The organism is Pseudorhizobium endolithicum (assembly GCF_902153245.2).
GTDB lineage: Bacteria > Pseudomonadota > Alphaproteobacteria > Rhizobiales > Rhizobiaceae > Neorhizobium > Neorhizobium endolithicum.
This window is the reverse complement of sequence record NZ_CABFWF030000001.1, coordinates 258656-283446: the sequence shown is the minus strand read 5'-3', so window position 1 is coordinate 283446 and position 24791 is coordinate 258656. Positions and strand designations below refer to the sequence as shown.

Here is a 24791-nt window from a genome sequence, read left to right as displayed (position 1 = left end):
TGTTTCTGCTCCGGCTGATGTTTTAGGGTTGCCTCGTGCACGCATCAGATATAAACATATCTTTATATGTTGATTGCGAGGACGCGGCAGGCATGGGACATTCGCTCGACACGCTCGTGGATGTGCTGAAGACGGCAGGGGAGCCCACGCGCTTCCGGCTGCTCGCTCTCGTCGGCGCCGGCGATCTGACCGTGACCGACCTTACTGAAATCCTCGGCCAGTCGCAGCCTCGCATCTCGCGCCATCTCAAGCTTCTGGCGGAGGAAGATCTGATCGAGCGCTACCAGGAAGGGGCGTGGGCCTATTTCCGGCTGAAGCAGGATGGCCCGGCGGCTTCGCTCGTGCGGACGCTGCTGGAATCCGTTTCCGGCGACGATCCGATCCTGGTCCGCGATCGGGAGCGTCTGGCGACGGTGAAACGGGTGCGGGCGGAACGGGCGCAGGCCTATTTCAGCCGTAACGCATCCGAATGGGACGAACTGCGCCGCCTGCATGTCAGCGATACCGCCGTCGAGAAGGCATTGCTCAGGCTGATCGGGCGGGCTCCGGTCGATTCGCTGCTGGACCTCGGCACCGGCACCGGATGGATCCTGCAACTCCTCTCTGGCGTCTACCGCCGTGCCCTCGGCATCGATGCGAGCCGGGACATGCTCTCCGTGGCGCGCGCGAATCTCGACAAGGCCGGTATCGTGAAGGCCTCGGTTCGCCAGGGAGATATCTTCAACCTGCCCCTCGACGGGCAGGACTTCGATCTGGTGACGATCCACCAGGTGCTGCACTTTCTCGACGAGCCGGAACGCGCAATCGCGGAGGCTGCGCGTGTGCTGCGGCCCGGCGGGCGTCTTCTGATCGTCGATCTGGCGCCGCACGACCTCGAATACCTGCGCGACGAGCACGCCCATGTGCGGCTCGGCTTCTCGCACCAGACGATGGCCGACTGGCTGGCCAAGGTCGGTCTGGATGTCGAAGAGGTAATCGACCTCACCTCCGACAAGCACGGGGGACCATCCTTGACCGCGACCGTCTGGCTGGCCCGCGACCGCCGCCTGCTGGTTGCCGACGAGGCCGTTGCCGAAGAGCTCACCACAGCCTGAAAGGAAGACCGCCATGACATCGCCAAGGCATCCGCGGAAATCCTTCGGTATTTCCTTCGAGTTTTTCCCGCCGCGCTCGCCCGAGATGGAAGGGCAGTTGTGGGATACCGTGGAGGATCTTGCGGTTTGGGATCCGGATTTCGTCTCCGTCACCTACGGTGCGGGCGGTTCGACCAAGGCTCCCACACTCGCGACCGTCCGTCGGCTGATCGGAGAGACGTCCCTGGTGACGGCGGCGCACCTCACCTGCGTCGACGCTTCCCGCGGGGAGGTGCAGGCGGTGGTCGACGAGTACCGAACCTCCGGCGTCCGCCACATCGTCGCGCTGCGCGGCGATCCGGCAAGCGGCATCGGTACGAGCTACGTGCCGCACCCGGAGGGTTATGGCGACACGGCCGAACTCGTTGCGGCCTTGCGCGCAGCCGGGGAATTCGATGTCTCCGTCTCCGCCTATCCGGAAATGCATCCTGAGAGTGCCGACCTTGCCACCGACATCGACACGCTGAAGCGCAAGGCCGATGCCGGCGCCGCGCGGGCACTGACCCAGTGCTTCTTCGACAACGACCTTTATGAGCGCTACCTGGAAAAGGTTCGGGCAGCGGGTATCGATATCCCGGTCGTGCCGGGCATCATGCCGATCCAGAATCTCACCCAGCTCAAGCGCTTCGCCTCCCGCTGCGGCGCTTCGATTCCGGCGTTCCTCGATGCCCGCTTCGACGGGCTGGACGAAAAGCCGCTTGAACGGGCGGAGGTGGCGGCAGATGTGGCGGCGGAGCAGATCGAGGACCTGCAGCGTCGTGGCGTCCACGACTTCCACATCTATACGATGAACAGGGCCCCCCTGGTCAACGCGGTGCTCGAGCGGCTGGGTCGTTCCAAGCGTCAGGCGGAGGCCGGCGCGGCCGCATAGTGTCGGCCGCCTCCCGAAAAGAAAAGAACGCAGCCGATGAAGCTGCGTTCTTTGCTCTCAAACCTTTGTCATAGTGTCACGGATGCCAGATATGTCCCGGCGCGGAGAGATTGTGGCGCTCAGATGAAGAGCATGGAAGCCACGAACACAAACGCTGCACCGACTGCCAGGACATTCAGAGAGTATGCACGTCCCATGTCTGCCTCCTTGTGCTGACAAGGGCAGTGTAAGTCGTTTTTTCGCGTCTTGAAAAGCGGTTTTTGTACTGCACCGCAAAACGGAAGCAGCGGATTTTCTTTTTGTTAGGCTATTAATCCGCTGATTTAAAAGGAAAATCTCGGCTGCGCCTTTGCTGAATAAAACATGAATTTAACGTCTCTGCCTGTTAACAACCGAAACAGTCTGTGAGGAAACGGCACGGATCAGCCGCCGTTGCTAACGGTCCGTGAACGGGAAATCCTTGTGAGGAGCCGGCCATCGAGAACAAGGAGACCGGCACCGATCAGGGCCATTCCTGACAGATCGGTGGCGGAAAGCCGCTCCCCGAGGAAGAGCGCGCCGAGGAGAATCGCACTCGGAGGCACCAGCAGCGTGACGAGCGAGGTATTGGTTGCGCCGGCCAGCGTCAGGATCCGGAAGAACAGCAGGTAGGCGAAGGCCGTAGACAGAAGGGCGAGCCCCAGGATGGCGAGGATTGCCGGGACGCCCGGAAGCGGCAGCGACCACGGCTGGTCGGCAAACAGTGCCACCGGCAGCATGATGAGGCTGGACGCCGTTAACTGGCCCGTTGCGGTCACGGGCGCCGGGATGTCGCGGAAGCGCTTGCCGAAGGTTCCGGCGAAGCCGTAGCAGATCGCCGCCAGCACAGGCAGGACAAGGGCCCATGCCGGGGCGTGAGCGGCCGAACTGACGGCGGGACCGATCAGCACCACCGTGCCCGCCAGCCCCAGCATGCAGCCTGCGACCTTGCGGCCCGTCAGCTTCTCGTCCACGGTCCAGCGGTTGGCGATCAGCACCGTCCAGATCGGCGTCGTGGCGTTGAGGATGGAGGCAAGGCCCGCACCGATCTCCGTCTGGCCGAAGAAGATGAGCGTGTGCGGCAGTGCGTTGTTCAGGAGGCCCATCACCGTGAACGCTCGCCAATGCGTGCGAAGTGTCGCGTAGAGGCCGGAGCGGCCCCGCAGGTAAACGTGCAGCGCCAGCGCGGCGAGCGAGAGCCGCAGCAGGACCAGCGTGAAGGGTGGAACCTCCAGGACGGCAATCCTGGCAAAGAAGAAGGATCCGCCCCAGATCAGGCCGAGGAGCAGCAGAAGCGACCAGGACTTTGATGTCAAACGTTGTGCGGATGCCGGTGCAGTCATGATTCTCCCTCGCTCTGCCCTGGCAGGCATAGTGGCGCCGGTCGCTCGGCGCCACCCGGATCATGCGAAGGAGAAACGTTCTCAGAGGGCCTGCAGAAGGTCCGGCGTCGGCCAGCCGTCCGCCGGCAGACCGAGCCTTGCCTGCTCCTTCTGGACCGCGCGACGTGTGCCGGAGCCGAGAATCCCGTCGATCTTGCCGACATCGTGACCGAGCGACTGGAGCTTCTCCTGGAGAGCCCTCATCGCAGCGTCGTCGAGTCCGGTCTGCGGATTGCCCTTCTGGTATACCGGAGCTCCCATCAGCCGTGTCGCGAAATAGGCGGCCGAGGTGGTGTAGATGAAGGACTGGTTCCATTCCAGGTAGATGTTGAAGTTGGGATAGGTGAGGAAGGCCGGGCCGCTTCGGCCCTGCGGCAGCACCAGCGCTGCGAGCAACTGCCCGAACGAGGTGTTTCCGTCGCGCGGCGTCACGCCCATGGCGAACCAGTCGCTCGCCGGAACCTCGTTGCCGAGCCCGGTCTTCTCCCATGCGAGGTCGGCCGGCAGGGTAACCTCCTGGATCCAGGGCTCGCCGCGGCGGAAGCCGAGGCTCTGGATGAATTTGGCGGCCGTCAGGATGGCGTCGGGCGAACTGCTCTTGACGTTGACATGACCGTCGCCGTCGCCGTCGACGCCATAGGCGATGATATCCTCGGGCAGCATCTGCACCTGGCCGATCTCGCCGGCCCATGCACCGGTGTTGGCGGCGGGGTCGAGGTCCCCATGCTGGACCATCTCGATCAGCGCGAGGAGTTGGGGGCGAAACAACTCCGGGCGGCGGCAATCATGGGCGAGGGTGACGAGGGCATTGCGGGTGTTGAAGTCGCCCTGGACGGCGCCGAAATCCGTCTCCATGGCCCAGAAGGCGGCGATCACCCCCGAGGGCACACCGAATTCCTGCTCGGCGCGCTGAAATACCTCCGCGTACTGCTTCAGCTTCTGCCGGCCGATGTCGAGCCGGGCCTGGCTGACCGTTCGCTGCGAGAACTCCAGGAAGGTCTGTTTGAATACCCCTTGGGCACGGTCCCGCGAGAGAACCTTCTGGTCGATCCGCGCGCCCGCCAGGGCCTTGTCGGCGACATCGGCCGGGATGCCCTTGGCTATGGCTTCAGCCTTCACGCCGGCGAGGAAGGTTTCGAGGTCACCGCCGCAGGTCTGCGCCAGCGCGGGTGCGGTGAGACAGGCGAGGACGAAGGCGGAAACGGCGGTACGGCGGAGGAGGGACATGGGGTGGCTCCGATTAAACAGGTCGTGCCTATGCTCTGGAAATACATTGTGACGGAACGGCGGCGAGCCTGCCGCGCGCTCGATGCGTCTCAGGTTCCGGCGGAGGCGAGCCATGCCTGCCAATGCCTTTCGGTGCCGGAAAAGACGTTGATATCGGTATTGCCCTCGATTCCCGGCACGATGCCGGTGGCGGTGTATTGCCAGAAGGCCCAGCGCCGGGATGCATAAATGTCTTCCGGATGGGCCGCCGTCGAACGCACCCAGAAGTGATAGTCTTCGAAATGGCCGACCAGGTTGTCGCGGTGGAAGTCGACGGTGGTGTAGATGATCGGCCGCTTGCCGTAATGGGCTTCGATCCGGTCCATGAAACGCTGCAGGCTTGCACGCACGATGGTGGCGTCGGGCCGCAGCTTGCATGTGGGGGAGGCGTGGTTCCATTCCGCGTCGAGCACGGGCGGAAGGCGTACGGCCGCCTTCGGCACGTTGCGGATGAACCAGTCCGCCTGCTCGTCCGGCGTCGAGCAGAAATAGTAGAAGTGGTAGGGCGCGTGCGGCAATCCTGCGGCCGCCGCACCGCGCCAGTTCCGTTCGAAGGCCGAATCGATCCTGTCCTTGCCTTCAGTCGCCTTGATGAAAGCGAAGGAGACGCCCGACTTCCGGGCAGCCTGCCAGTCGATGTCGCCGTTCCACTTGGAGACGTCGATGCCGTGGATATCGTGTCTGTGCGGATGCTTGCCGCCGAAGTCGACGGGATCGTTGTCGCGGAAGCGGGGCTTTACGATGGAGGCGGTTTCGAAGGCATCGTAATCGGAAACGCTGCACCCGCAGAGCAGCAGCATCGTCATGGAAAGGACGGTCAGAAGCCTTGGCATCGGTGTTCCGTGTGCTGGTCAGCCTGAATCGCGGCCGATCCTGAAGCGTCGCCTGCCATAACGCCGTAAAACCCGCGTCAGAGCAAGGATCGGCGTCAGGTCCGCTTGCGCACAATGGCATGCCAAGCGTATCCGCCGCCGATCGCTTCGAAGATCATGTCCGCTTCGGCTTGCTCCAGCCTCTCCTCGAGCGCTTCGTGAAGCCGCGCCCGCGGTGTGACGCGGAAGCGGGCGAGCCAGCGGCGCAGGAGCGACCGGAACCACCGGGGAAGTCCTTCCTGATGGCCGAAATCCACGATGTGCAGCGATCCGCCTGGCGCGAGCGCCGCAAGAGACGCGTCGACGGCACCCTCCCAGTCCGGGATCATCGACAGCGCGTAGGAGATCATGATGCGATCGAACCCCTCGACGCCGAAATCGGCCGCGCCGAAGGTCGCCGCGTCGGCGCGCAGGAGATGAGGGTCGGTCGCCTCGTCCCGGAAAAGCCGGCGCGCGCTGGTGAGCATCTCCGCCGAAATGTCCAGGCCGTAGAGGCGGCCCTCGGGATAAAGACGATGCGCCTTCAGAAGGTTGCGCCCGGTGCCGCATCCGACTTCCAGCGGGCATCCGGGGCAAGCTGGAGGCTTTCGATGGCCCGGTCACGGCCGAGGAGGTAGTATTTGCGGGTCAGGTCGTAGATGTGCCGCTGGTAGCGGTCCATCCGGTCCATCCGTTCGGCGTGTTCGGCTGCGATCGGCTCCGCCACCCCGTGCAGTTCCGTCATCCACGCAGCTCGTAGATGTGGAAACCGCCGTAGATCGCCGAGCGGTCGCGCAGGTTCAGCTCTCTCGACTGCTCGCCGAGATAATGCCAGCGGTGCAGGACGTGCTCGCCGACACGGCCCTCGATGACGCTGGTCTCTGCCGCGGTTCGGAAGATTACTCTCGCGCCTGGTGCCGCCGTGCGGTCGATCTCCGACCACAGCGCGTTCAACTGCCGGTCCGTCATCCAGTCCTGGGCATCGAGCAGCACGTAGCGGTCCACCGATCGGGCCGCCTTGTTAGACAGGAGTTCGGTGAAGCTCGCGTGGTGCACGGCGACACGGTCGACATGGTTGCGGATCGCCAGGTAGTTCTCCGGCCGCAGATAGGTCGGCAGGCTTCCCTCGTGCTTCGCCGGGTAGCGGCGGGCGAAGGCCTGCCAGGCGAAGTAGTTGTCGCTAAGGGGGAAGTGGCAGGCCAGCTTCTCCAGGCGCCGCCGCAGGATCGGCGCCATGGTCCGGTCGTCGCTGCTACGGGCGAGCTCATCATATTGCTGGGGCGGAATGCCGAGACCGAAGAGGGAGCTCTTGCGGCCGGTCAGCCAGCGGATCAGCGGCCGGTCGAAAAGCGGGGCGACGTGCGCGTCGAAGAAGAGCCTTTGTTCGCGCAGCGAACGGGCCTTGACGAGTTCCGTCATGTCGACTCCGTGCAGGCGGGCAATGAGATGACCGGCGGCAATGAACCGTCCGAGAAGGCCGCTGCGATAGATATTCCGGTCGAAGATCTCGATCCGCCTGCGGCCGGTCAGGTTGCGGCGCTCCCAGTAGGCGCGGGTCGGGGCATCGAGTTTGGCGGCGAGGAAGAGGTCGAAGGATGCGCTGTTGCTGCGAACCTGATCCATCCCGAACAGGCGCACGACGTCGGCGTGGGACGGCAGGTGACGGAAGGCGGCGAGCTTGAGCCGGTTGAGCGCGATATGGTGGAGATTGAGGTCCACCACGTCGATGGAACGGGGGGCGCGGCTGAGATAGGCGAGCATGTTGCAGCCGCCAGAGCCGATGGTGACAAGGCGGTGGCCGCTACCGAGCGCCATGGCCTCCATGTCCACATCCGGATCCTCCCAGATCTGGAGATAAACCAAACCCGAGAACAGAAGCCCGAAGAGCCGTTCGGAGACGCCGTTGCGGCTCAGCGCCTTGTGCCGAAGCAGCGCGTCGCGGAGCCTGCGGTTGCGGAGGTAGCCTGCGTCGTGAGCAATCTCGGCCATGGTCGTTCCCCACCAGTGATGTCACCGGCGTTTAAAAGCGGTCTGCTACAGATTGATGACCCGGCCTGTGCGTAACCTGCGATCGGGGCTTTCGCCGTCGCCGCTTTGCTGGTTGCATGGCGCGGCACGAGGAGAAGCCAAACGATGACGCGTCTACGCCAGGTCCTGATCGCATTCGCGTCGCTGCTTGTCGTGTCCCTCGTCGGTCTCTCCACTTGGCTCATCCTCGCGCCTCCCGCGCTGCTGCGGGTCGGCGCCGGGTATACGGCGAAGATCGTGTGCTCCAACGTCTTCCTTGCCGGCCGTGACCCGGAAGAGGTTCTGGCCGTCGACGTACAGGCCCCCGGCCATCCGCTGCTGCGGCTGATGGATGTGGATGTCGACCGGCAGGCGGGAAGGGTGCGGGCGGCACTTCTTGGCGTGTTCGCGGCCAACGATGCCCTTTACCGCGAAGGGCTGGGATGCTCCGTGATACCGGACGGCGATGTCGCCGCCGGATCAGGATTGCCGGCAGTCACGACTCTCCCGAGCGAGTCGCAAGCGCTTTGGCCGGAGGGGCAGCATGTGGTGCCAGATCAGGATATTGTCACACATATTTCAGATATCGCTTTAACAGGACCGGGTATGCGCGCGGTCGTTGTCGTCCGTGGCGGACGGATTGTCGGTGAAGCCTACGGTTCCGGCTTTTCCGCCACCACGCCGCTGCTCGGCTGGTCTATGACGAAGACCGTCAATGCCGCCATTATCGGCACGCTGCTGAGGCAGGGCCGCCTTTCCCTGGCGGATCGCGCCCTCCTGCCGCAATGGCAGGGGGACGAGCGCGAAGCAATCACGCTCGCGCATCTGCTGGCGATGGAAGACGGGCTCGCCTTCAACGAGGATTACGGGACCGTGACCGATGTCACGCGCATGCTCTATCTGGAAGCCGACATGGCCGGATTTTCGGCCGACGCGCCGCTGGCGGCGGAGCCCGGCACCCGCTTCAGCTATTCCTCGGGCACGGCGGTCCTGCTCTCGCGGATATGGATGGACCGGATCGGGAATCCCGCGCAAGCGCTCGCCTATCCGCGGCAGGCGCTGTTCGGGCCGCTGGGCATGTCCAGTGCAGTGCTGGAAGCGGATGCCGCCGGTACTTTCGTCGGCAGTTCCTACATGTACGCCACCGCCCGCGACTGGGCCCGTCTTGCGCTCTTCCTCCTGCGCGACGGTGTGTGGAATGGCGAACGCCTGGTGCCGGAAGGCTTCGTCGCGATGATGTCGACACCGAACGACACTTCCGGCGGCCGCTATTCCAGAATGCAGACATGGCTTTCAGATGGAGACGGCCCGGACCTGCCGGCGGATGCCTTCTTCCTGCAGGGGCATGACGGCCAGACGATCGCGATCGTTCCGTCCCTCGATCTTGCGGTGGTTCGCCTCGGGCTTACGCCGCGGCGGGACGGCTACGACGTGATGCCGCTCGTGCGGGAAATCGTCGGACTGAGCCGATGATGGAGCTGTAAGGGGTCCGGCCTACTGCAGGACGTGCAGCATGCCCTTGCGCTTGGCGTCATAGTAATAACCGCGCGCATAGAGCCGGATGGCGTTGTCGTTGCTGTTGTCGGCAACGAGCCACGCGCCGCGAAGATACTTTATCGCATATTTCAGGTTGGTTTCGGGGTCGAGAAGGCCTTCGGGCGCTCCGTCATAGCCCATCGATTTGGCGGTCGCATACTTGATCTGCATGAGGCCCCAGTAGCCGTTCTTGTGATAGGCCTTCGGATCGTAGCTGCTTTCGCGATGGACAACGCGATGGACGAGCGACTCGGGCACGCCGTAGAGCCCGGCATAGCGCTTGATGAGCGCGCTGATTTCCGGAGGGCTTGCCTTGGCCGTTTCCGGCAAGGGATCCCCGGGGGCGGGCGGAAACTGCGTTCGCGTGTCTACGGCCTGAAGCGTCGCGAGGGCGGCAGGCTGCGGAGCAGGGCTGGCATAGGCGAGCTTCGGCGTCTCGGGCCGCGGGATCGGGATGGCTGCCTGCAGGGCCTGCATGTCCGGCGTCAGTTCCTCCTCGTCGACGGCGAGCGCCTGGGCGCGCAACTGAGCGACGGGGGCGCCAAGCGGCTGGGCATCGGCCGGCGGAGCAAGCAGCGCTTCCGCCGTGGCAGGGGTTTGTCCGGAAGGGAGCGCCACCGTTTGGATCGCCGCGGCGGCTGTCGTTGCGGAAACAGGATCGGTGGCGGCATAGGCGACCTGCGGCGCCATCTCGGGCGAGGCCATCGCGGCGGCCTGCACCGACGTGACCGTCGGACTGTCCGGAACGGCGATCTGTATGCGCCCGGTCTTCGCCAGCGGTTCGCTGGTTCCGGGGGTGGCCACGGCGGCGCTCGCGACTTCGGTTCCGGCCTCGGCCGGGGCGGTTACGTCACCGGCGGCGGTTTGCTGAGAGGCTACCGGCGCCGAAAGGCGGGCGGTCTTCTTTGCGGCAGGTTCGACGCTGGAACAACCCGCGAGCGCCGATGTCACGGCGAGCGTCGCCAAGGCCGTGCGGGTCAGGAATCGGTTCATAGCCATCGGGTCGCTCTCATGATTTCTGCTTGTCCCCAGCCGCCCAGACGTCACCGAACAGCCAAACTGATAGCGGATTGCCCCTTGCCGGGCAATACATCAGGCGGCGATCCGACGGTAACCCGCGCTCACGGCACGCCGTGCGATGAATCGCGTGCGCAACTTGTGCGAGGCTGGACCCGGTACCGTTCTTCTGCGCAGCCTGTCCAGCGCCCAGCGCGGCGAGGCTACGGGGACCAGGAAGCCGAATGCGGCGACCAGAAGGAAAACCGCCTGCATCTCAAGCATCGTGGCCGGATTGCCGGATACGGTACCCGCGAATTGCAGGAGCAGCGCGGCGAGCATAGCGACATAGCGGCCCGTGCCCAGGGTGGCGGCAACGAGGTGGGCAAAAACCGCGACAGGCTGCTGGGCAGGCAGGTTGTCGTTGGCGGGCAGGGGGCCCCGGATCGACGGTTCCTGGAAGGACCAGAGGGCATAGAGCATGAGGTAGGCGAACCCCAGCCAGGCCAGCGGTCCGATCATCTGCGGGAGCACTGTCGCCAGCAGTAGGACAGGAATCGAAGCCACGGCAAGGGCGGCGCCAAACCCGAGGCATGCGCCGGGCACGGTGAAGAAAGCCGTGCTCCGGCCGCGCTGGAGGACGAAGCGGGCAACCAGCGCCGCAATCGGGCTCGGCAGGAGGACGAGCAGGATCGAGGCGGCACAGAATGCTGTCCATGTCTCGACCATCGTCATGTCCTCCGGAGGCTTGCGTTGTAAGGAGAGGAGGATCAGGCCGGCGTGTAGGGCTGGCCGATGAAGTCCATCACCTCGCCGAACCATTTTGCCGACAGATCGAAGTGTTTTCCACCCTTAATTCTCGGAAACTCGATCGTCCGCAGCCGTCCGCCATGGTCCTCGTCGTGGCCCGTCACCCCCGAAACCTTGTCCAGCGCACTGTCCACGGCGAGATCCACCATGCTCTGGATCAGGCGCAGGTCGCCGGGATTGGCAGGCGCCGAACGGGCGAAATAGCCGGACTTCTGGACCATGGAACGCTCGGACTTCAACAGCGCTGCGAAGTGCTTCTGGAACCAGTTCCCCACGTTGATCGTGTCGATCTTGACGTGACCGAAGGCGTCGCGCTTGACCTCCTCGCCGGCGGCCTCGCGTTCGGCGACGATGGCATCCAGACACGCTCCCTCGGAAACGAACAGCGTCACATAACCGCGCTTGTCCATGATGCTGCGCAGGCGAATGGCCTCCGCGTCGAGGTCGAAGGCCATTTCGGGCAGATAGATACCGTCGATGTTCTTCATCTCCGTGTTCATCATCAGCTGCTCGACATATTCGTTGCCTTGCGTGCGCTGGATGTATTTCCGGGCGGTCGCAGCAGTCAGCCAGCCACAGTGGCGCCCCATGACCTCGTGGATGACGAGGGTGCGCGGTGCCGCACTCTGCTCGTTGCTGACGTGGTCGAAGAAATGGGCGCCGACTTCGGCGGCGGTCCAGGCGCCGAGCGACTGGCGGATCGGCACGATGTCGTTGTCTACCGTCTTCGGCAGACCAACGACGGTCAGGTCGTAACCGTTGGCGCCGAGATAGGCGGCAAGGTCCGCCGCCGTCGTGTTCGTGTCGTCGCCGCCGATGGTGTGGAGAATGGTGATGCCGTCCTCGGCAAGCCGGTCGGCTGCGACCTGCAGCGGATTCTGGCCTTCCTTCACGAGACCGCGCTTGACGCAATCGGCGGCGTTGGTGAGCTTGACGCGGCTGTTGCCGATCGGTGAGCCGCCGTAGCGATGGAGCAGGTGGGCGCGTTCGCGGATTTCCGGCGTGATTTCGATCCGGTCGCCCTTGAGCAGACCCTGATAGCCGGAGCGATAGGCGACGAGTTCGATTTCCGGAGCGATATCGGTGTATCTCTCGATCAACCCGCCGACCGCCGATGAAAGGCAAGGTGCCAGCCCGCCCGCCGTCAGCATCGCCACTTTCTGCTTCGTCATCGTTTTCTCCTTCAGCCTTCGCCTCACCGCGCGTGGGGAATGGATGGAGCAGAGCGCCGATGGTGTAAAGGGATTTTCTCAAGAAAAACCGATATTTCGCAGCTCCGGCGGTGCGTCGGCACAAAGATTTGCGATCTAATCGTTTCAACCGGGCGCCGCCTGTGGGCCCACTGTGGACAACGCCCCCTGCATGACTCGAGCGCCTGCCGGAAAGAGAAGACAGGTTGAGCCAGCCGGCGACGGAGAAGCGGCGCCGAACCTGTTATAGTAGAAGGAATGAATATAGTGGAACAGAAGCAGGCGATGCCGGTTCTGGCCTTTGTTCGGGAAAGATGAACATAGTTTAATCTTTTCAGCCTACTCCACCGCCTTGCGTCCAAATCCATAATCTGGTCATTAGTGGCATGTTTTTCGATTTCTCCTGTTTCCAGATTTCCTCCCTGTGGGATCGGCTTCTCGGCGCAATCGGCGATGCCGCCGGCGGCGCACTCGGACGCGTGATCGAGGCCATACGGACGGTGTTCGAAGGTGATCCGGAGACCCGTAGACAGGTCTCGTTCTCGGTCGCCATCATCGCGCTCTCCGCCAAGATGGCGAAGGCCGACGGCCTGGTGACCGAGAAGGAGGTAGACGCCTTCCGGCAGATCTTCGACTTTCCCGCAGAGGAGGCGCGCAACGTCGCCCGCCTCTACAACCTCGCACGCCAGGACATTGCCGGCTACGACGCCTATGCGGTGAAGCTCGCCAGCCTCTGCGGCAGCGGCAACGACAACTGCCCGATGCTGGAGAACGTGATCGACGGGCTGTTCCACATCGCCAAGGCCGACGGGCTCATGCATGAAAAGGAACTCGCTTTCCTGGCCAGGATCGCGGAGATCTTCCGCATCGACGAGGAGCACTTCCGGCGCATCATGGCGCGTCACGTGCATCTGGAAGGGCGCGATCCCTATCTGGTGCTCGGCGTCTCTCCGACGGAGGAATTCGCAGAGATCCGCAAGACCTATCGGCGGCTGGTCTCCGAGCATCATCCCGACCGGCTGATCGCCCGCGGCGTCCCGGCGGCATTGCATGCGGCGGCGAATGAACGTATGGCAGCGCTCAATGCGGCCTATGCCGCGATCGAGAAAGAGCGCCGCGCCGCATGAGCCAGTTCACCGCCGAATGTCTCGGCGCTACGGTGAAGCCATCCCCCAATTTCGGGCCGCGGGCCAATGGCCGGGCGCCGGACATGATCGTGCTGCACTACACAGGCATGCCGGATCACGAGCAGGCACTTTCGTGGCTGTGCAATCCCGAGAGCCAGGTATCCTGTCACTACTTCGTTCAGGAGGACGGGGGCGTCGTGCAACTGGTCCGGGAGCAGGAGCGGGCCTGGCATGCAGGCAAGAGCTGCTGGGCCGGGGACCGCGACATCAACTCCGCATCCATCGGCATCGAGATCGCCAATGTCGGGCACCCGGGCGGGCTCCCGGCCTTCCCCGACGCGCAGATCGAGGCGGTCGCCAGATTGTGTCGCGAATGCGGCCAGCGGTGGCGGATTCCGCCTGAACGGGTGCTTGGACATTCCGATGTGGCCCCTATCCGCAAGGTTGATCCCGGCGAAAATTTCCCTTGGGGACAACTGCACGCGCAAGGGGTGGGGCACTGGGTGGAGCCGGCTCCGATCGGAGGAGGGCGGTTCCTTCAGCGCGGCGAGGTGGGGCAGCCTATCGAGGCGCTGCAGTCCATGCTCTCTCTCTATGGTTATGATATTGAAATCACAGGAACATTCTGTGACAGGACAAAGGGCGTCGTGGAAGCCTTTCAGCGGCACTTTCGGCCTCGGCGAGTGGATGGTATCGCCGATATCTCGACCATCGAGACGCTGCACCGGCTCCTGGCGTCCCTGCCGAAACTCAACCACGCATAACGCAATTCTCTGCGGCAGGTTCCGTAGGGGCGGCCGAAAAAAATTGCTGCGCCACATCATTTCCTCATTGGGCCGTTTTAACCGAGCCATCAACGTGGTCGCCGCCAATGGACGGGGGGACCGCAAAACATCAATGAAATGGGATGCTTCCCAATGTCGCCGCGTCTGACAGACGTGGTGCAGCGGCAGAACCATGACCGCGGGTATCCCGATGCGGAGAATTGTCCAAGACATGAAAAGATCAGTTGTTGCTGCTGCGGCATGCCTCGCCATGCTCGTCTCTCTTCCCCAGGCATCGTTCGCTGCCGAGGAAAAGGCCAAGACAAAGACCGTCGCGCTTCAAACCAAGGTCAGCAAGCCCGGATATGCTTCGCCCAAGAAGGCTCTGACGGCGTCGGCGCAGGCAGCCACCCCGTATTCGAAGATCATCGTGAAATACGCTGAGGAATACGGCGTGCCGGTCGACCTGGCGCATGCGGTCGTCAAGATCGAAAGCAACTTTGATCCTAAGGCGCGCGGCAGCGCCGGTGAAGTCGGGCTTATGCAGATCAAGCCGGCGACCGCCCGCATGATGGGCTACAAGGGCAGCGTCAAGAACCTCTACGATCCCGAAACCAACATCCAGTTCGGCATGAAATATCTGGCTGCGGCGCACGAACTCGGCGGCGGCAAGACCTGCGGAACCATCCTCAAGTACAACGCCGGCCATGGCGCCAAGCGCATGAACCCGATCTCCAAGCGCTACTGCGGCAAGGTGCAGGCGCTGCTCGCCTCCTAATCCTGCTGCGCTGCTTTGCCTCTGGCAATTCGATTCAGGAAACGGCTAGAAATACTTCTGTCCACGAGGTTTTCCGGATTCGAAGCAGGCAGGCATGGCAAGGGAATTCAAGTATATCGTCATCGGCGGCGGCATGATGGGTGCCGCCGCCGCCAGACATCTCTCCCAGCGTGAGGAGGCCGTGGCGCTCATCGGTCCGGGTGAGCCCTCCGACTACCGCACCCACCACGGCGTATTCGCCAGCCATTACGACGAGGCGCGCATTACCCGCCGTTTCGACGGCGACCTCATCTGGGCGACGTTTGCGGCGCGCGCCATCGATCGCTATCGCGAGATCGAGGAGGGCAGCGGCATCCGGTTCTTTTCCGAGGCGGGCTGCCTCTTCGCCGGACCTGAACCGCGATCCGATGCGGATTACCTCTACCGGGCCGCCCGCATCGCCGAGACAACGTCCCTCACCACGGTCGAGAAGCTGACCGCGCGCGACCTGACGTCCCGCTTTCCGCAGTTCGAATTCCCCGGTCACGTCGTCGGCTATCATGAGCCGGTACAGGCCGGCCACATCAATCCGCGTGCGCTCGTCCGTGCACAGATCGCATTGGCGAAGCGGGGCGGCGCGACCCATGTCGAGGCAACAGTGAATTCGGTGCGTGAGGAGGGTGGTCGTGTGCGTGTCGAAGCGGGCGGCGAGATCTTCCATGCGGAGCGGGTGCTGCTTGCCGCCGGCGCCTTCAGCAATCAGAACGATCTTCTGCCGCGGACGCTGGAGATGCGGGCCGCGCCGCGGACTGTCGTCTTCTTCGAGCTCCACGAAGCCCGGCTGGCGACATTCGCGACCATGCCGTCCACGATCGTCTTCACCGATCGCGAGGAAGACCATGTCTACATTCTGCCGCCGGTCCGTTATCCGGACGGCAAGACCTACCTCAAGCTCGGCGGCGACATCGAGACGGGCGATCTGACGCGGCCCGACGACTTCCGGGCATGGTTCGCTTCTGCGGGAAATCCGCAGGAGCGCCGGCGGCTGACGGAAACGGCACTTCAGATCATGCCCGGCCTGGAAGGATGCCTCACCTCTTCCGCCGCCTGCGTCGCGACCTTCACTCCGACCGGGCGACCCTATGCGGGCTTCACCGATTCGTCGCGGATCGCGGTGCTGACGGGCGGCAACTTCGTCGCGGCCAAATCCTCGGACGAACTGGGGCGGCTCGGCGCTGTGCTGCTTCTCGAAGGCGGGTTGGGCGAGGATGATTTCGGCAGCCTGATGACACCGCTCTTCCGGTAGGGGATACTCATGCAGCACTTCAGATACGTCATCATCGGCGCGGGCATGATGGGTGCTGCCGCTGCCCGGCATCTGTCGCAGTGGACGGAAGGCGTTGCCCTGATCGGACCCGCAGAGCCGGCGGATATACGATCCCATTCAGGCGTCTTTTCCAGTCACTACGACGAGGCCCGCATCACCCGCACCATCGATGCCGATGCGGTCTGGGCCCGCCTCGCCAATGCCTCCATCGCCCGTTACGCCGAAATCGAGCGGGAAAGCGGCATCGACTTCTACACCGAGGCCGGCTGCCTTCTCGTCGGACCTGGCAGGGGGCAGGGCCCGTCCTATGTCGGCAACGTGCTGGCGGCGGCCCGCCGCCTGGATGTCGAGGCCGGGCTCTTGGACGACGCGGCACTGGCACGGCAGTTCTCCTGCTTTTCGTTCCAGGGCGGCAGCGAAGGGGTCTGGGAAGAGAAGGGGGCCGGCCATATCAACCCTCGCCGCCTGGTGAAGGCGCAAACGATGCTGGCCGAGCGGCAGGGTTGTGCGCTGGTTCGCGAAACCGTCTCCGAAATCCGCGACGAAGGCGGGCGGGTCGTCGTGACGACGGAAGAAGGGGGTGTCTTCACCGCAGACAAGGTTCTGGTTGCCGCGGGAGGATTCTCCATCAACGAAGGGCTGCTAAAGCCGTGGCTCGATCTCAAGGTCTACGCCCGCACGGTTGCCTTCTTCGAGTTGGACGAAGCACAGCTGGCGCGCCTTGGCCCGGTTCCCTCATTGATTTGGAAGTGGAACGAGGAGGACGACGGCATCTACCTCCTCCCGCCGGTCCGTTATCCTGACGGCAAGACCTATCTGAAGATCGGCGGCGATCCGGACGACCTGCTGCTGGAGCGCGAAGCCGATATCCGCGCCTGGTTCCGTTCGGGCGGACGTGAAACTACGCACCGCCATCTGGCGGACGTGATGCGCCGTCTGATGCCGGCAGTCGATCTTTCCAGAACCTCCATGGCCGCCTGCGTCACATCGTTCACGCCGACTGGCTATCCCGCGATCTCGTGGTCGGAGTCCAGTCGAATCGGCGTGCTTGCGGGTGGTTGCGGTGCCGCCGCCAAAAGCTCCGACGAGATCGGGCGTCTCGGGGCGGAGCTGCTTTTCCACGGTGCCATCCGTGACGAGGCCTACGACGCCGACTTCGGGGCACGGTTCGCCTGAGGTGGCGGTCCGTCGTTTGCGCTGGCGTTCGGAGACGAAGTCGACTATCTCAGCCTCTGCCAGTTGGCCGGGCAGCCGCGCTCTACCAATGCCGAAAGGCGGTAGGGTGAGGAAAGTCCGGGCTCCACGGATACACGGTGCCGGATAACGTCCGGCGGGGGCGACCCCAGGGATAGTGCCACAGAAAGGAAACCGCCCCGCCTGCTGTGCCGCTCGTTGCAAGAGCGGCAGAGCCGGCGGGGTAAGGGTGAAAGGGTGGGGTAAGAGCCCACCGCGCCACTGGTAACAGGGGCGGCACGGTAAACCCCACCGGGAGCAAGACCGAATAGGGATGACGCGGGGCGCGCAGGCGCCCACAGCCGGTTTCCGGGCCAGTCATCCGGGTGGGTTGCGCGAGGCGATGTGCAAGCATCGTCCCAGATGAATGGCTGCCACGTCCCGGTGTTCGCGCCGGGGCCATACAGAACCCGGCTTACAGGCCAACTGGCAATTTTACCCCTGCATAACAGCAACCTCGCGCCTCGAATTCACCCCTCGAGTGTGTGTGAGCGCATCCTTAAATGGGCGCTGGATCAAGCGCTTGGAAGGCGTCGAAAACTCGCTTACGGGGGGATCGAGAACCTGTTTGTCGGCATCTCGAACTAACCCTTTGTTAAACTTAACAGCTTATAAATAAATGATGTTGCGGCCTTGCAGCGGGGCCTCTTCCCATTGACGCCCATATGGTCCCATGGTATCCCATTTACATCCTGTTTACGGGCAAATGATTGCCCATCCATCGCAAAGCTTCGGTCGCTCCACAGGGCGGATGTTCATCCGTCTGGCGGGCGGAGCCTTGTCTGGTTCAGTGGTGTGCCTCGGGTTCAGTGCGGCCTTTGTGGGCAACGGAGCGGACGTCTGGAGTCATGAACCGCTTCCTGTCGAATGCGACCAACCGGATCGATGCCAAGGGGCGGGTTTCCGTTCCCGCAAGCTTCAGGTCCGTGCTGGCGGAAAGAGGGGTCCAGGAGCTCTATTGTCTCCAGGATTTCATCTTCCCGGCGATCAGCGTCGGCGGTCCGGATCTGCTCGATCGGTACGAGCGGCAGATTGCGTCCGTGGACCCCTTTTCGCCGGAGGCGAACAGGATGTCGCTGCTGGTTCATGGCGGCGGCGTCTTCATGAGGCTCGATGCGGAGGGCCGGCTGATGGTCACGGATTTCATCCGGGACTTCACCGGAATCAGTGCGGAAGTGACCTTCGTCGGGCGCTCGGATCATTTTCAGCTTTGGCGGCCGCAGGCGTTCCACGAGGCGCAGGCGGCGGCAAGAGAGGGGCGCTTCCCGCGTCCCGCCTAGGACGGGGGGTCGGAATGGCGGCGAATCTTGGTGGAGGCGAGTCCGAAGCCGAAGGCGGACCGGTTCGCCACGTTCCTGTTCTCCTGGCGGAAGTGCTTCAGGCGCTCGATGTGCAGCCGGGCGACGTCATCCTCGACGGGACGTTCGGCGCAGGCGGGTACAGTTCCGCGATCCTGGCCGCAGGTGCGCGCGTGATCGCTCTCGATCGCGATCCTGCGGCGATCTCCGGCGGCCAGGCGCTGGTGGTGCAAAACCCCGATCGGCTGACCCTTCATCATTCGAGGTTTTCCCGCCTTGCGGAGCATGCTCCGGAGGAGGGGCTGGATGGCGTCGTGCTCGATATCGGCGTCTCCTCCATGCAGATCGACGAGGCGGAGCGGGGCTTTTCCTTCCAGAGGAACGGGCCGCTGGACATGCGCATGTCCGGGGAAGGTGTTTCGGCGGCGGACGTCGTCAACCGCGCCAAGGTGAGTGATCTGACCCGGATCTTCGGCTTTCTTGGCGAAGAGAAGCATGCGGGCCGGATCGCGCGGGCGATCGAGAAGCGGCGCGCAACCGAGCCCTTCGCGACGACCCGCGATCTCGCCAACCTCATCGAGAGCGTCAATCCGCGCAAGGCCAAGGATAAGATCCATCCGGCGACCCGCGTTTTCCAGGCGCTCCGCATCTTCGTCAACGACGAACTGGGCGAGCTTGCGCAGGCGCTGTTCGCGGCCGAGCGCGCGCTGAAGCCCGGAGGGCGGCTGGTCGTCGTGACCTTCCATTCGCTGGAAGACCGGATCGTCAAGAAGTTCTTCGCGGACCGCTTCGGCAAGACGGCCGGTTCGCGGCACATGCCTGTGCTGGAAGAGAAGGCGGCGATCTTCCAGCCGGTCGGCAAGGGGCTGGTTGCCGCTTCGGAGGAGGAGGCGCAGGCCAATCCGCGTGCCCGTTCCGCCAAGCTGCGGGCCGGGTGGCGGACGGAGACGCCGCCCCGATCCCCGGATCTTTCGATCTTCGACCTTCCCGACCTCGCCGCCCTCGCCAGGATGGGAGCCTGAATCATGCTGAGAAGCTTCGACCTCGTTCTCATCGGCGTCATGACGGCTGCAGCCGTGGCGACCTATACGATCAAGCACCGGGCAGACGACAAACTGCAGGAGGTTCGCCGCCTGGAGGCGGAAATCCGGCTCGAGAAGGATACCATCGACCTGCTGCGGGCGGACTGGGCGTTGCTGACGCAGCCCAATCGGCTGGAGCGCCTGATCGCTGCCTACCAGTCGGAACTGCAACTGGTCCCGACCCAGCCGACACAACTCGCCATGCCGGTCGAGTTGCCGATGCCGCGCTCGCAGTTGCCCATGCCTGAAACCACCATCGAGGAACTGATCGCCAGCGCCGGCGGCGAGGTGGCTGCGGCTCTCAAGGGGGTGGATGCGGCCAAGAACGCCAAGCCGCCCGTCGCCGCTATTCCCGTGCCGATCCCGCGCGGCGCGGCGTCCGTCGATATCATCTCAACCGGATCGGTGAACCGCTGATGTCCTTCCTCTCCCGCATCATGGTCCTGAAGAGCCGCGCCCACCTTTCGACGGGTTCCCGCCGCCAGGCCTTCGCATCGTCCGACGCCGCCTTCGAGGGGACGGCCAAGCGGAAGGCGGCGCAGGCCCGCAACCGCGTCGGGCTCATCATGGTTGGTTTCGCCGCCTTCTATTGCGTGATCGGCGGACGCCTCGTGCAGTATGGTATGGCTCAGCCGGAGATCACCTCCAGCATCATGCCCGCCGACCGACTGATGGCCTCGCGTCCCGACCTCCTCGACCGCAACGGCGAGGTTCTGGCCACCGACATCCGCACCGTCTCGCTCTATGCGGAGCCCCACAAGATCGTCGACGCCGACGAGGTGATCGAGAAGCTCGCAACCGTCCTCCCGGACCTGGACGCCAAGTCAATCTACGGCAAGCTGACCTCCAAGTCCCATTTCCAGTGGCTCCGCCGCCAGTTGACGCCGAAGCAGCAGAGCCAGGTTCTGGCCCTCGGCATTCCGGGCATCGGCTTCCGGCCGGAGAAGCGGCGCTTCTATCCGGGTGGCCCAACCGCGGCCCATGTCGTCGGCCATGTCAATATCGACAACCGCGGCGTCGCCGGGATGGAGCGCTACGTCGACAGCCAGGGGCTCGCCGACCTCGCCGCCGTGGGCATGACCTCCGACCAGCCGCTCGAGCCGGTCAAGCTGTCCATCGACCTCCGGGTCCAATCGATCGTTCGCGAAGTCCTTCTTTCGGCGATCGCCAAGTTCAAGGCGATCGGTGCCGGCGCCGTGGTGCTGGACGTCCATACCGGCGAGGTTCTGGCGATGGCGTCCGCCCCGGACTATGACCCGAACAATCCGGCAGCCGGCGCCGAGGAAGGCTGGCTGAACCGGATGTCGAACGGTACGTTCGAAATGGGTTCGACCTTCAAGTCGTTTACTACCGCCATGGCGCTCGATTCCGGCCTGGTGAACATGAACGACAGTTTCGACGCGCGCTATCCCATCAGGATCGGCGGCTTCACCATCAAGGATTTCCATGGAAAGGGCCGGTTCCTGACCGTGCCCGAGGTGTTCCAGTATTCCTCCAACATCGGCACCGCCAAGATGGCCGATGTGGTCGGGATCGAAAGGCACAAGGCGTTCCTCACGAAGCTCGGTCTTCTGTCCAGGATGAAAACGGAACTTCCGGAAGTCGCGCAGCCCAGCCAGCCGCGCGAATGGAAGAAGATCAATTCGATCACGATCTCCTTCGGTCACGGCGTTTCGACGACGCCGCTGCAGACGGCAGTCGCCGGAGCGGCGCTCGTCAACGGCGGCAAGCTGGTCCAGCCCACATTCCTGCCGCGGACCCGTGACGAGGCGGATGCGGTGGCCACGCCGGTGCTGAAGCCGTCGACAAGCGATTCCATGCGCTATCTCTTCCACTGGAACGGCGTAAAGGGCTCCGGCAGGAACGCCCGCGTCGAGGGCTTCAACGTCGGCGGCAAGACCGGAACGGCCGACAAGGTCGTCAACGGCCGCTACGCGCACGACAAGAACTTCAACGCCTTCCTCGCGGCCTTCCCGATCGACGATCCGCAGTATGTGGTTCTGACCTTCATCGATGAACCGAAGACCGACAAGGGCAATGGTGCGGCGCTTGCCGGTACTTCGGCGGCACCGATGGCGCACGACATCATCAGTCGGTCTGCGGCCATTCTCGGTGTAAAGCCTAAATTCGGCGATGACGGTTCTGCCCTGCTGGTGTCTTATTGACCGACAACAACTCGAGCGGACGATTCGTAGAGTGAGCATCCGCTCGAAAGTGAAAGTGCCGCCGATGAAACTGCGAGACCTTGCGGGAAAGGATTTCCCGGAGATAGACGATGTCCTGGCCGGGCCGGCAGGCGACCTCGAGATTGCCGCGCTGACGTCGGACAGCCGGAAGGCGGGGGCGGGGACACTCTTCGCGGCATTGGCCGGAAGCAAGACGGACGGTGCGGGCTTCCTTGCCGACGCTGCCGGACGCGGCGCCGTTGCCGCCGTTGCCGCTCATCCCGCGGATGCCGGTATTCCCGTTCTCCCCGTCTCCAATCCCCGGCGGTTCCTGGCGATCGCTGCCGCACGTTTCTACGGTGCGCAGCCGGAAACCATGGTGGCCGTGACGGGCACCGCCGGCAAGACTTCGGTCGCCTCCTTCACCCGGCAGATCTGGGCGCATGCCGGCTACGCGGCGGCGCAGATCGGCACGACCGGCGTCGTTTCTCCGACCCGCAACGATTACGGCTCGCTGACGACGCCGGATCCGGTCGCACTCCATGCCCTGCTTGCGGAACTCGCGGCCGAGGGCGTTACCCATGCGGCAATGGAAGCGTCGAGCCATGGTCTTGACCAGAGCCGTCTCGACGGTGTCCTGCTGGCTGCAGGCGGCTTCACCAATCTCGGCCGCGACCACATGGACTATCACCCCACCATCGAAAGCTACATGGCCGCCAAGATGCGGCTCTTCGACACTTTGCTGCCGAAGGGCGCTCCCGCCGTGATCTTCGCCGACGACGAGTGGTCGGCGGAGGCGACCCGTGTCGCCCGCGATGCGGGTCTTCAGGTGCTGACGGTCGGCCGCAACGGCGACTATCTGGCTCTCAAGCGCGTCGAGCACTTCCGGCACAAGCAGATGGCGGAGATTCACTTCGGAGATGAGATCTTTGAAGTCGACATTCCCCTGGCGGGCGATTTCCAGGTGGCGAACGCTCTGGTGGCGGCTGGCCTTGCCGTTTCCACGGGCACGCCCGCCGCAGCCGTCATGGCCGCTCTGGAAAAGCTTCAGGGCGCCTCCGGCCGCCTCGAACTCGTGGGACAGACGAGTGACGGCGCGCTCTGCTATGTCGATTACGCGCACAAGCCCGATGCGCTCGAGAACGTGTTGTCGTCGGTCCGTCCGTTCACGACGGGGCGCGTCGTGGTGGTGTTCGGATGCGGCGGCGACCGCGACAAGGGCAAACGCCCGATCATGGGCGAGGTCGCGACCCGACTGGCGGATGTCGTCATCGTCACCGACGACAATCCGCGTTCGGAAGTGCCGGAGGTGATCCGCTCCGAGATCATGGCGGCAGCGCCGCAGGCTAGGGAGATCGGCGATCGCGCCGCAGCGATCCGGCATGCGGTTTCCATTCTCGGCCCGGGCGACACGCTCATCGTCGCCGGGAAAGGACATGAGGAGGGGCAGACGATCGGGACGACGGTGCTGTCGTTCTCCGATCATGTGGAACTCCGCAAGGCATTGGAGGAGAAGGGATCTTGAGCTGGCTATGGACCTCCGATGCAATGGTTTCCGCGATGGGAGGGCGGCCCGTGGGCACGCTTCCCGAGGGTATTACCGGCATCTCGATCGACAGCCGCTCGATCACGGCCGACGAAGCCTTCTTCGCCATCAAGGGCGACCGCGTCGACGGTCATGACTTCGCCAGCATTGCCGTTGCCAACGGCGCTTCGCTGATCGTCGTCAGCGAGGCCAAGCTGCCCGCCATGGGCAGGCTCACCGTTCCGATGATCGTGGTGGAGGACGTGCTTGCGGCGCTCGGCAAGCTCGCAGTGGCGTCGCGGGAGCGTAGCCATGCCCAGATCGTCGCCGTCACCGGCTCGGTCGGCAAGACCACGACCAAGGAAATGCTGCGCCATGTGCTTGCGCCGTCCGGAAAGGTGCACGCCGCCGTCGCCTCGTTCAACAACCACTGGGGCGTGCCGCTGACGCTCGCGCGCATGCCGCAGGATACCGATTTCGGCGTCTTCGAGATCGGCATGAACCACCCGGACGAAATCCGTCCGCTCGTGAAGATGGTCCGTCCCCATGTCGCGATCATCACGACGATCGCCGCAGCTCATCTCGGCCACTTCAGGAATCTCGAAGAGATAGCGGCCGCCAAGGCGGAGATCTTCGAGGGGATCGAGCCGGGCGGTGCGGCGATCCTCAATCGCGACAACAAGCAGTTCGCCTTCCTGGAGCAGAAGGCTCAGGAGGTGGGAGTCACCCATGTTCACACCTTCGGACAGCACCCGAAGTCCGACTTCCGACTGGCCGATTTCGAAGGCGACGCCCAGACATCGACAATCTGGGCCGTCCTCAACGGTGAGACGGTCGAGGTGCATCTCGGGGCGCCCGGCCGGCATATTGCCGAGAACGCCATGGCGGCCCTTGGGGCCTGTTCGCTCGTGGGAGCAGATCGTTCCCAGGCCGTGTCAGCGCTTGCGGAACTGCGGCCCGTCAAGGGCCGCGGCGAGCAACACCGGCTTGGGATCGGCGAAGGCATCCTCACGCTGATCGACGAGAGCTACAATGCCAACCCAGCCTCTATGAGGGCTGCGATCGCCTTGCTTGCCGCCGCCGAGCCGAAGGCTTCCGGGCGGCGGGTCGCGGTGCTGGGCGACATGCTGGAGATGGGCGAATTCTCCGCCAAGGTTCACGAGGAACTGGCCGGTCCCCTTCTTGCGGCCGGAATCGAACACGTATGGCTGGCGGGTCCGGAGATGGCGGCCTTGCGCGACGCGCTCCCCGACAGCGTGCATGTGGAGTACCGGGCGACCATGGAGGAACTGCGCGACCACGCCGTCCGCAACGTGCTGCCGGGAGACGTGCTGATGGTGAAATCCTCCCTCGGCATCGGCTTCGGCAAGATCGTCTCTGCGCTTATTGACAATTACCCGGCAGTTTCGGACACGGAGCGCCAACTTTAATACGGCTTCTAGAAAGGGCCATG

21 protein-coding genes, 1 other RNA gene and 1 pseudogene are annotated in these 24791 nt (G+C 64.1%); 15 read left to right on the top strand and 8 right to left on the bottom strand.

Going from position 1 to position 24791, the window contains the following annotated elements; genetic code table 11:
* Positions 1 to 92 precede the first annotated feature (92 nt).
* Together RTCK_RS01585 and metF are read left to right on the top strand one after the other, a co-directional pair.
* A complete protein-coding gene (locus RTCK_RS01585) occupies positions 93 to 1094 on the top strand; it encodes an ArsR/SmtB family transcription factor (protein ID WP_142520252.1) in 1002 nt (333 codons plus the stop codon).
* Between the two features lie 13 nt (positions 1095 to 1107).
* A complete protein-coding gene (gene metF, locus RTCK_RS01580; RefSeq protein WP_142591084.1) occupies positions 1108 to 2004 on the top strand; it encodes a methylenetetrahydrofolate reductase [NAD(P)H] in 897 nt (298 codons plus the stop codon).
* Between the two features lie 422 nt (positions 2005 to 2426).
* Here metF and RTCK_RS01575 read toward each other — a convergent pair whose 3' ends face one another.
* From RTCK_RS01575 to RTCK_RS01555, 5 genes and pseudogenes are all read right to left on the bottom strand, one after another.
* The gene (locus tag RTCK_RS01575; protein WP_142520254.1) at positions 2427 to 3365 is read right to left on the bottom strand and encodes a DMT family transporter; all 939 of its coding nucleotides are present in this window, start codon (positions 3363 to 3365) and stop codon (positions 2427 to 2429) included.
* A gap of 81 nt (positions 3366 to 3446) precedes the next feature.
* The gene (locus tag RTCK_RS01570; RefSeq protein WP_142591082.1) at positions 3447 to 4631 is read right to left on the bottom strand and encodes a lytic murein transglycosylase; all 1185 of its coding nucleotides are present in this window, start codon (positions 4629 to 4631) and stop codon (positions 3447 to 3449) included.
* A gap of 89 nt (positions 4632 to 4720) precedes the next feature.
* Positions 4721 to 5503: a glycoside hydrolase family 25 protein gene (locus RTCK_RS01565; RefSeq protein WP_142520256.1), complete on the bottom strand. Its 783-nt coding sequence runs from the start codon at positions 5501 to 5503 to the stop codon at positions 4721 to 4723.
* Between the two features lie 95 nt (positions 5504 to 5598).
* A pseudogene (locus RTCK_RS01560) lies at positions 5599 to 6266 on the bottom strand (class I SAM-dependent methyltransferase).
* On the bottom strand, positions 6263 to 7510 hold the full coding sequence (locus RTCK_RS01555; RefSeq protein WP_142591080.1) for a DUF3419 family protein: 1248 nt from the start codon (positions 7508 to 7510) through the stop codon (positions 6263 to 6265). Before RTCK_RS01555 ends, RTCK_RS01560 begins: the two are co-directional and overlap by 4 nt.
* Before the next feature lie 144 nt (positions 7511 to 7654).
* On the opposite strand from RTCK_RS01555, the gene RTCK_RS01550 reads away from it, so the two are divergent.
* Complete coding sequence (locus tag RTCK_RS01550) at positions 7655 to 9001, top strand: serine hydrolase domain-containing protein (protein WP_142591078.1); 1347 nt, start codon at positions 7655 to 7657, stop codon at positions 8999 to 9001.
* Between the two features lie 21 nt (positions 9002 to 9022).
* Here the strand turns inward: RTCK_RS01550 and RTCK_RS01545 are convergent, their stop codons facing one another.
* From RTCK_RS01545 to RTCK_RS01535, 3 genes are all read right to left on the bottom strand, one after another.
* A complete protein-coding gene (locus tag RTCK_RS01545) occupies positions 9023 to 10063 on the bottom strand; it encodes a transglycosylase SLT domain-containing protein (RefSeq protein ID WP_235988460.1) in 1041 nt (346 codons plus the stop codon).
* A gap of 93 nt (positions 10064 to 10156) precedes the next feature.
* On the bottom strand, positions 10157 to 10789 hold the full coding sequence (locus RTCK_RS01540; protein ID WP_142591076.1) for a LysE family translocator: 633 nt from the start codon (positions 10787 to 10789) through the stop codon (positions 10157 to 10159).
* Between the two features lie 41 nt (positions 10790 to 10830).
* Complete coding sequence (locus RTCK_RS01535) at positions 10831 to 12042, bottom strand: pyrophosphate--fructose-6-phosphate 1-phosphotransferase (RefSeq protein WP_142520261.1); 1212 nt, start codon at positions 12040 to 12042, stop codon at positions 10831 to 10833.
* Positions 12043 to 12446: 404 nt separating this feature from the next.
* Here RTCK_RS01535 and RTCK_RS01530 point away from each other — a divergent pair, with 404 nt between their 5' ends.
* From RTCK_RS01530 to RTCK_RS01475, 12 genes are all read left to right on the top strand, one after another.
* Entirely contained in the window at positions 12447 to 13187 is a 741-nt protein-coding gene (locus tag RTCK_RS01530) for a J domain-containing protein (RefSeq protein ID WP_142520262.1), read from the top strand.
* The gene (locus RTCK_RS01525) at positions 13184 to 13951 is read left to right on the top strand and encodes an N-acetylmuramoyl-L-alanine amidase (RefSeq protein WP_142591074.1); all 768 of its coding nucleotides are present in this window, start codon (positions 13184 to 13186) and stop codon (positions 13949 to 13951) included. The genes RTCK_RS01530 and RTCK_RS01525 overlap by 4 nt, the downstream gene beginning before the upstream one ends.
* Before the next feature lie 232 nt (positions 13952 to 14183).
* A complete protein-coding gene (locus RTCK_RS01520) occupies positions 14184 to 14729 on the top strand; it encodes a lytic transglycosylase domain-containing protein (protein ID WP_142520264.1) in 546 nt (181 codons plus the stop codon).
* Positions 14730 to 14823: 94 nt separating this feature from the next.
* Positions 14824 to 16014 carry an FAD-dependent oxidoreductase gene (locus RTCK_RS01515; RefSeq protein ID WP_142591072.1) on the top strand — a complete coding sequence of 397 codons (1191 nt, stop codon included), beginning with the start codon at positions 14824 to 14826 and terminating at the stop codon, positions 16012 to 16014.
* A 9-nt stretch (positions 16015 to 16023) separates the two neighbouring features.
* A complete protein-coding gene (locus RTCK_RS01510; RefSeq protein ID WP_142591070.1) occupies positions 16024 to 17211 on the top strand; it encodes an NAD(P)/FAD-dependent oxidoreductase in 1188 nt (395 codons plus the stop codon).
* Positions 17212 to 17270: 59 nt separating this feature from the next.
* Positions 17271 to 17702, top strand: an RNA gene (gene rnpB, locus RTCK_RS01505) — RNase P RNA component class A.
* Positions 17703 to 18116: 414 nt separating this feature from the next.
* Positions 18117 to 18548: a division/cell wall cluster transcriptional repressor MraZ gene (mraZ, locus tag RTCK_RS01500; protein ID WP_142520267.1), complete on the top strand. Its 432-nt coding sequence runs from the start codon at positions 18117 to 18119 to the stop codon at positions 18546 to 18548.
* Between the two features lie 14 nt (positions 18549 to 18562).
* A complete protein-coding gene (gene rsmH, locus RTCK_RS01495; RefSeq protein ID WP_142520268.1) occupies positions 18563 to 19588 on the top strand; it encodes a 16S rRNA (cytosine(1402)-N(4))-methyltransferase RsmH in 1026 nt (341 codons plus the stop codon).
* A gap of 3 nt (positions 19589 to 19591) precedes the next feature.
* On the top strand, positions 19592 to 20065 hold the full coding sequence (ftsL, locus tag RTCK_RS01490; protein WP_142520269.1) for a cell division protein FtsL: 474 nt from the start codon (positions 19592 to 19594) through the stop codon (positions 20063 to 20065).
* Positions 20065 to 21813: a peptidoglycan D,D-transpeptidase FtsI family protein gene (locus RTCK_RS01485; protein WP_142591069.1), complete on the top strand. Its 1749-nt coding sequence runs from the start codon at positions 20065 to 20067 to the stop codon at positions 21811 to 21813. The genes ftsL and RTCK_RS01485 overlap by 1 nt, the downstream gene beginning before the upstream one ends.
* 64 nt (positions 21814 to 21877) lie before the next feature.
* Entirely contained in the window at positions 21878 to 23338 is a 1461-nt protein-coding gene (locus tag RTCK_RS01480) for a UDP-N-acetylmuramoyl-L-alanyl-D-glutamate--2,6-diaminopimelate ligase (protein WP_142591067.1), read from the top strand.
* Positions 23335 to 24768: a UDP-N-acetylmuramoylalanyl-D-glutamyl-2,6-diaminopimelate--D-alanyl-D-alanine ligase gene (locus RTCK_RS01475; protein ID WP_142591065.1), complete on the top strand. Its 1434-nt coding sequence runs from the start codon at positions 23335 to 23337 to the stop codon at positions 24766 to 24768. The genes RTCK_RS01480 and RTCK_RS01475 overlap by 4 nt, the downstream gene beginning before the upstream one ends.
* Positions 24769 to 24791 lie beyond the last annotated feature (23 nt).